At 58.9% G+C, this 6,922-nt stretch carries 5 protein-coding genes; 2 read left to right on the forward strand and 3 right to left on the reverse strand.

Annotation, left to right across the window (positions count from 1 at the left end; all coding sequences use genetic code 11):
- Nucleotides 1–160: 160 nt before the first annotated feature.
- The 3 genes from HMPREF3175_RS08385 to HMPREF3175_RS08395 form a co-directional block, all read right to left on the reverse strand.
- The gene (locus HMPREF3175_RS08385; RefSeq protein ID WP_035757376.1) at nucleotides 161–676 is read right to left on the reverse strand and encodes a ferritin; all 516 of its coding nucleotides are present in this window, start codon (nucleotides 674–676) and stop codon (nucleotides 161–163) included.
- 140 nt (nucleotides 677–816) lie between these two features.
- Entirely contained in the window at nucleotides 817–2,115 is a 1,299-nt protein-coding gene (tyrS, locus tag HMPREF3175_RS08390; protein ID WP_232219318.1) for a tyrosine--tRNA ligase, read from the reverse strand.
- A 49-nt stretch (nucleotides 2,116–2,164) separates the two neighbouring features.
- The gene (locus HMPREF3175_RS08395) at nucleotides 2,165–4,486 is read right to left on the reverse strand and encodes a HelD family protein (RefSeq protein WP_070491895.1); all 2,322 of its coding nucleotides are present in this window, start codon (nucleotides 4,484–4,486) and stop codon (nucleotides 2,165–2,167) included.
- Nucleotides 4,487–4,768: 282 nt separating this feature from the next.
- On the opposite strand from HMPREF3175_RS08395, the gene HMPREF3175_RS08400 reads away from it, so the two are divergent.
- Together HMPREF3175_RS08400 and HMPREF3175_RS08405 are read left to right on the forward strand one after the other, a co-directional pair.
- Nucleotides 4,769–5,638: a hypothetical protein gene (locus tag HMPREF3175_RS08400; RefSeq protein ID WP_141742511.1), complete on the forward strand. Its 870-nt coding sequence runs from the start codon at nucleotides 4,769–4,771 to the stop codon at nucleotides 5,636–5,638.
- 320 nt (nucleotides 5,639–5,958) lie between these two features.
- Nucleotides 5,959–6,873, forward strand: coding sequence for a hypothetical protein (locus HMPREF3175_RS08405; RefSeq protein WP_070491901.1), 915 nt, complete (start codon nucleotides 5,959–5,961; stop codon nucleotides 6,871–6,873).
- Nucleotides 6,874–6,922: the final 49 nt, after the last annotated feature.

The following is a 6,922-nucleotide window of genomic DNA, read 5'->3' on the forward strand; positions in this document are numbered from 1 at the left end:
ACACCAAAACGCAAAACCACCCACACACCGCTCGCGCTGAATGCCGAGAATCCTTGAGTTTCCGGGCTTAAACGCCCTGGGTGGTCACCGGTTCACTGCCGGTGACCACCCAGGCGAGGAAAGCTAGGTCTAGTTCTAAGCCCTAGTTCAGCTGTCGAAACTACTCGTCTTCAGTTCCGTCGCTCGTACGAGCGCCCAACGAAGTGTCGAGGCGCAACAGACCCGATCCGTCGTTGCCCACCAGCTTGAGCTGGCCGATGATCTCGCTCACAGTGTCCTCTTCCTCAAGCTGCTCGTTGATGAACCAGTCCAGAAGAGGACGCGAATCGATATCGCCAGCGGCATCGGCGGCCCGGTACAGATCGCGGATAGCCTGCGAAACCTTCTTTTCGTGCTCGAGTGCGGCTGTGAAGAGCTCCAACGGGGATGCGTTCTCCGCCACATCCGGAGCCGCGATAGCCCCGATCTTCGGGGCCCCGTCACGGGTCAAGAGATGGTTGATGAACTTATTGGCGTGCTCGATCTCTTCATCGGCCTGCGCGCGCAACCACTTCGCGAAACCCGTGAGGTCCTGCTTATCAGCCTCGATAGCGAGCTGGCGGTACACCATGTTCGCTTCGAATTCGAGGGTGATCTGTTCGTTAACCTTGGCTTCAAAATCAGGTGTCAGTGTCATGATCTTTACGCTACGCTCTTCCCCTCCCGATTGGAAGGGTTCATCGCTACAGGTGAAACCGGAAGCGGCATCAGCCACATAGCCCAAAGCCGCTCTAGCCCAAATCCACTTAGACCAAAGCCGCTTTAGCCCAAATCCACTTAGACCAAACGAACCGCAGCGAGCGTTCGGCGTCCGCGACGCAGAATCAGGACGTCCTCCGCGCCGCTACCAGAACCCAAGCCCTCACCGGTTTCGAACGTCGCCTCAGGGTCAGTCACTTTGACGTTGTTCACGTTGATCGCGCCTTCACCCAGCGAACGGCGCGCTTCAGACTTCGACTTAGAGATGCCAGCGGCAACCAGAACATCAACGATATTCGAGCCACTTGCAGCCTCAGCGCCACCCAGCTCAGCAAACACAGCATCGACCGTGCCAGCATCCAACGCCGCAAGCTCACCGGAACCGAACAGGGCCTCGGAAGCATCGATCGCTGCTTGGGTTGCCTCCGGGCCGTGAACCAACGAAGTCACTTCCCATGCGAGGCGCTTCTGCGCTTCACGGCGGAACGGCTCGTCTTCAACCTTCTTCGCGTACTCTTCAATCTCCGCTCGATGCATGAACGTGAAGACCTTCAAACGGTCGATCACATCCGCATCCGAAGTGTTGAGCCAGAACTGATAGAACGTGTACGGCGAGCACATCTCGGCATCCAGCCAGATCGCGTTGCCTTCGGACTTACCGAACTTAGAGCCATCAGAGTTCGTGATGAGCGGGGTGCCGAACGCGTGGACAGACACACCCTCAACACGGCGGATCAGATCCGCGCCGGAGGTCAGGTTGCCCCATTGATCCGAACCACCCGTCTGCAGAACACAGTCGTATTCGCGGTAGAGGTTCAGGTAGTCCATGCCCTGAAGGACTTGGTAGGAGAACTCGGTGTAAGAAATACCTTCATCCGAAGCCAACCGCTTAGCAACGGTCTCTTTACGGATCATGGTTCCCACGCGGAAATACTTACCCACATCGCGCAAGAAGCTTAGCGCCGTGAGGTCCTTGGTCCAGTCGAGGTTGTTGACCATGCGTGCGGCGTTATCGCCCTCGAAGGAAAGAAAACGCTCAATCTGGGAACGCAAACGCTTAACCCATTCCTGAACCGTCTCCGGGGTGTTCAAAACACGCTCGGCCGTCTGACGAGGGTCGCCGATCAAACCGGTCGAGCCACCCACAAGCCCCAACGGCTTATGCCCCGCCAACTGCAGGCGGCGCAGAACCAGGATCTGCACCAAGTTACCCAAGTGCAACGACGGGGCGGTCGGATCGAAGCCACAATAATACGTAATAGGCTCCCCTGCCAGCACCTTCTCCAGGGCCTCCTCATCGGTGGACACGTACATGAGGCCGCGCCACTTCAGCTCCTGGAAAATGTTGTCAAATGAGGGGTCGTTCGTCTGTGCCATTACGTCGGCTTTCTCCTTTTCGGTCACATTGGTCATGCTACCAACCGGACTATTGATCTTCAGTTTGTAACGCCTGATCTTCAGTTTGTAACGCCGCCGGCAGATCGCCCTCAGGGGCGATCACCACAAGGTCCTGCGTTGTGCGGGTCATCGCCACATACAGCCCTGCCGCGGTGTGATCTTCGGCCACGATCGCGTTGGGTTCCAGCACAACCACCGCATCGAACTCGAGGCCCTTGGCTTGATCCGTAGTCAACACCACGATGCGCTGGCCGGCCGCCGCATCGCCGGCACCAGTTCCCACCTGGGCACCAAACCGCAGTGATAAAGCCTCCATCGCGGCAGCCTGTTCAGTCTGCGGGCAAATAACCGCGATGAGGCCTTGGCTTGTCTTGTCCATGAAGCGAGCCACGGCATCGCCGGCATGCGTGAGCACCTGCTCGGAGTCTGCGACTTCACACACCATCGGGTCAGTGTCGGCATCCCGCACAGCCTGAGCCGCAGAAATCGGTAGGCCCTCAGCTCGTGCGAGCCTCTCCGCGAGCTCAACCACTTGCCGAGGCGTGCGATAGTTCACGCTGAGTTCCTCCAAGCGGTACCGCTTCCCCACATGCGGCTGCAGCGCATCCGCCCACGAGGAAGCCGAACCCACGGTCGTGGCCTGCGCAATATCACCCACAATCGTGAAGGACTTCAGCGGTCCGCGCCGCATCAGAACCCGCCACTGCATCGCCGTGAGCTCTTGGGCCTCGTCCACAATCACGTGCCCGTAGGTCCATTCCCGGTCGCGTTCGGCCCGCTCGACCGCGCTCAAACCCGTAGCACGGTGCTCGTTGAACTCAAGCAGCATATTTTCATCGACCACACCGTCGACGCCGATCTCTTCAAGCTCCGCGTTGACGTTCCCAAGCGCTTTCTTTGCGTTCTCAACATCGCGCTCGCGCTGCAGTTTCTCAGCGCGCTGCGCACTAGAGGCCACCGGCAACGGCCCCAACAGCTCCGCGGCCTCATCCAGCAGAGGAACATCCGCCTCCGTGAACGCTACGCCCGGCTCACGCAACAATGCCTCACGCGAGGCAGACGAGAGCCGCGGTAGTACCGCATCCAGGACCTCTGGTTTGCTGAACAAGTCCCTTACTAACTGCTCCGGAGTCAACGGCATCCAGCACAGATTCAAGGCAACACGCACATCGCGGCTGGCACGAACATCGCGCTCCAACGCCGCGGTTTCCTGCTCGGAACCCTGTACGCCATCGCTGTCAACAGCGGCTTGGTACAGCTCCAGGATCTCCGCGACCGCGTGATCCACGAACACCTCACGGGCCTTATTGTGCGGCTGGCGGCTCGCGCGGGCCGCGGCGAGCGCCCGCTTGATGGTCTTAGGTTTCAGCGTGACGGTGAGGCCTTCGATGGTGAGTTTGCGTTTGCCTGGGATGGTGCGTTGGCGTTGCGCCACCGCGCGTTTCATGACCTCGACCATGTGCAGGGAACCCTTGAGGCGGGCCGCCTGCCGGTTGGTTTCCGGCGCACCGTCAACGCCTGGATAGAGGGTCGAGACGGTGGACATGACAACGCCGGTCTCGCCTAGTGAGGGCAGCACGCGTTCGATATAGGACATGAACGTCTGCGATGGACCCAAGATCAATACGCCCGCGCGGCCCAGGCGTTCACGCTGCTCATATAAGAGGTATGCGGCGCGATGCAGTGCGACAGCGGTCTTGCCGGTGCCAGGCCCGCCTTGCACGACCGTGACGCCGCGCATCGGGGCGCGTATGATTCGGTCCTGTTCCGCTTGAATCGTGGCGACGATATCGCCCATCTTGCCCGTTCGGGGAGCGGTCAAGGCCGCGATGAGTGCCCCATCGGAATGTGAGGCACCCTCGGCGGTCGCGAGGTCAGGGTCCAGCACATCGTCCTCGAACGCGGCCACCGTGCGCCCCTTGAGGCTCAGGTGGCGGCGGCGAGCAACCCCCATCGGTTCAAACGGGGTCGCCTGATAGAACGTCGCAGCCTCAGGGGCCCGCCAATCGATCAACAGCCGCTGCTGATCTTCATCCGTGAGCCCAATACGGCCGATGTAGCGGGCGCGCGCCTGTTCAATGACCGGTTCGCCCTCGCGCCACTCGATGTCCTCGCTGCGGTCGATGCGCCCGAAAACCAGACGATGCTCAACGGCTTCCAGCTGAGCGATTCGGTCCTCGTACAGGGCGGCAAAAGAGTCACGTTCTGAAGCGTTCTGAACGCTACCAATCGCGCCCGTGGTTTGAACCTTCTTCAGCTGTTCAACCTTCTGGGTGCGCAACTGATCAACCCGGGCATACAGTTGTGAAACATACTGTTGCTCCGTGCTGTCAGACCGTGACTGTTGCACGCGATATCCCCCTACCTATAGAGCCTGCGTCTGCCTGCAAAGTCCGCGCCTCGCTGTGGATGAGCGAATAAAATGCGCGACCGTCCATTCTACGCGCACGCACACATCATGCCCGCCTCGAGGCGCTTGTCCGCATGCCCTCACATACACTTGATAAGCAGTTCCAACGTGACAGAGATTTCCGATGTGGCGGAGAGTTCCAACGTGACAGAAAGTTCTGATGTGGCGGAAAGGTCTGAAGTGACAGAGTTTCGCACGCCACGACAGTTCACCGCGCGATGTGTGGCTGCACTGCTTGTTATGAGTGTGCCGATGCTGGGTGTGCTGAACGGCTGCGCCGCGGCACACGAAGACGCGCCTGACGAAGCGCCCGCACACACGGAAGGCTCTGATAACCCAACCGAGGGTTCAGCTACGCCGGAATCGGCCCAAGCCAAAGCCTCGACATCGAAGGCCCCCTCGGAGTCGAAGAAACCAGCTGCATCTTCGGCAAGCTCCACAGCGGATGCAGAAGATGACGAGGACGGTGCGCCGGCTCCGCAGATCGCTGACATTCGCTTCGACATCCTGAAAACGCTTGCCACGATGTCAACGTATAAAGCTGACGGAACCACGATGTTCAAAGGGCTCACGATCGACTTCGTGGGTGTTTTCCACCGCCAACCCGCCCACGCTATGGCGCTAGAAGGCCATGTGAGCGGCACCCGCGCGGACGGCCAAATGAACCTCATCCTCGACGATGAGACCATCTACCTCAAAGGCGACCGCGTCTTCTGGAGCAGCCTCGGCGCCGGAGGTGAAAACGGTCAAGACGAAAACGTCGACGACATCCTCGACCACTACGTGACGATGACGCCACAGGAAGCCGAGCTCAAGAACCTCGACCCCGTGAAACTGAGCGACCAAATGCTCTCAACCATCGACTGGGACTCGTTCACCGAGGAAGCAGAGAAGATCCAACTCAACGGCCAGGACGTGTTCAAATACGTCGGCGCCGACGACGTAGTGCTCTACATCGATGTGGACTCCCACGCGTTAGTTGCCGTGGACACCCGCATCGACGGGCACATCATCCAGTTCAGCCGCTTCAACCAAACCGCCCTGATTCCACAGCCAAAGGAAGACGAAACAGTTCCCTGGTCCACTGACTAGCCAGCGTCCAATGACTAGCTAGCGTCCGGTGATATGCAGGGGCTAACGGTGACGGGGCTAGTGAAGAGCTGGGCGGGAGTCGTTGTATGCGGCTCGCTGAGTGCGGCGCGCCTGTGTGGCTGACTCGCAGAAGATGTGCCTAGGCTGAGAATTTTGCGGCGGGGTTCGTTTATTTTTCATTTCTATTCAGCAACCCCGTAACGTTAGTCTACGAAACTGACGAAAACTCGTACTTGATACTCTTGAATAGACGAGCACCCTCGATGCATCGCTCATTTGGCGGTTCATCCCACGGAACGAAAGGAACCGTGAGATAAACAATGATGAAGAATAAGCTCCGCGCAGGGCTTGCCGTTCTCTCCCTCTCCGCTCTCGCTTTGACAGCATGCGGCAACGACGGCAACGCGCCTGCTTCGAACAACGGTGAGGCCGGCCAGCAGCAGAACAACAACGCTCAGGGGCAGGCAAAGCCGTTCTCCGAAATCAGCGCTGATGTGAAGCAGCAGTTGCAGAACCTGAAGTCCTACAAGTTGCAGGGCGAGTTCACTGCTTCCGACGGAAAGGTGCAGATTAGCTCGGTCCAAACCGTTGATCCGCAGGTCGCTGCAGACATGAAGATCAAGATGGATATGTCGCAGGGTGGCCAGCAAATCAAGGGTGGCTTTGACATGAAGCTCGTAGGCGACAACATGTACATGAAGTTCGGCGACGACCTTCTAGACAACATTTTCGCCAGCGCAGGTGGTGAGGTGCCACCGCAAATACGCGAGACCTTCGACAAGATGCGCGGTAAATACATGACGATGCCGTTCTCTGAAACAGGCCAGTCAGCTCCAAACGCTTCAGACTTCACCAAGTTCGCTGAGTCGCTTGATATTTCCGAGGTCGAGGACCAAGGTGAGCCTGCAGAGATCAACGGCCAGAGCGCATTCAAATACAAGGGCACTGGAGAAGACGGTGAAACCTTGTTCTTTATCGACGCCGCTGACGGCAAAACCCTCCTCGCTGTTGAAGGTAGCGGCGAAGACATTATGTCGGAAAATCAGCTCAACACCGGCAACACAGGTTCCGGAGCCCCGATGCCAAAGGACCTGAAGGGCCGCGCTCGCATCAGCGACTTCAACCAGGAGTTCAAGATCGAGGCTCCATCCAAGGATGAGACCGTCGACATGAGCGAAATCATGCCTGGCGGAGCGGGAGGACCGGGCGCCTCGGGTAGCGGCTCGGATTCCTAATCCATAGGAGGATAGAAGGTGGCCCGGTCGTCGTATGACGACCGGGCCA

It is taken from the genome of Arthrobacter sp. HMSC08H08, from assembly GCF_001807575.1.
Classification (GTDB): Bacteria; Actinomycetota; Actinomycetes; order Actinomycetales; family Micrococcaceae; genus Pseudoglutamicibacter; species Pseudoglutamicibacter albus.

Bases quoted from the DNA above. Each gene is read 5' to 3' on its own strand.
- tyrS (WP_232219318.1), bottom strand. From the start codon at position 2,115: ATGGCACAGACGAACGACCCCTCATTTGACAACATTTTCCAGGAGCTG.
- HMPREF3175_RS08405 (WP_070491901.1), top strand. From the start codon at position 5,959: ATGATGAAGAATAAGCTCCGCGCAGGGCTTGCCGTTCTCTCCCTCTCC.
- HMPREF3175_RS08385 (WP_035757376.1), bottom strand. From the start codon at position 676: ATGACACTGACACCTGATTTTGAAGCCAAGGTTAACGAACAGATCACC.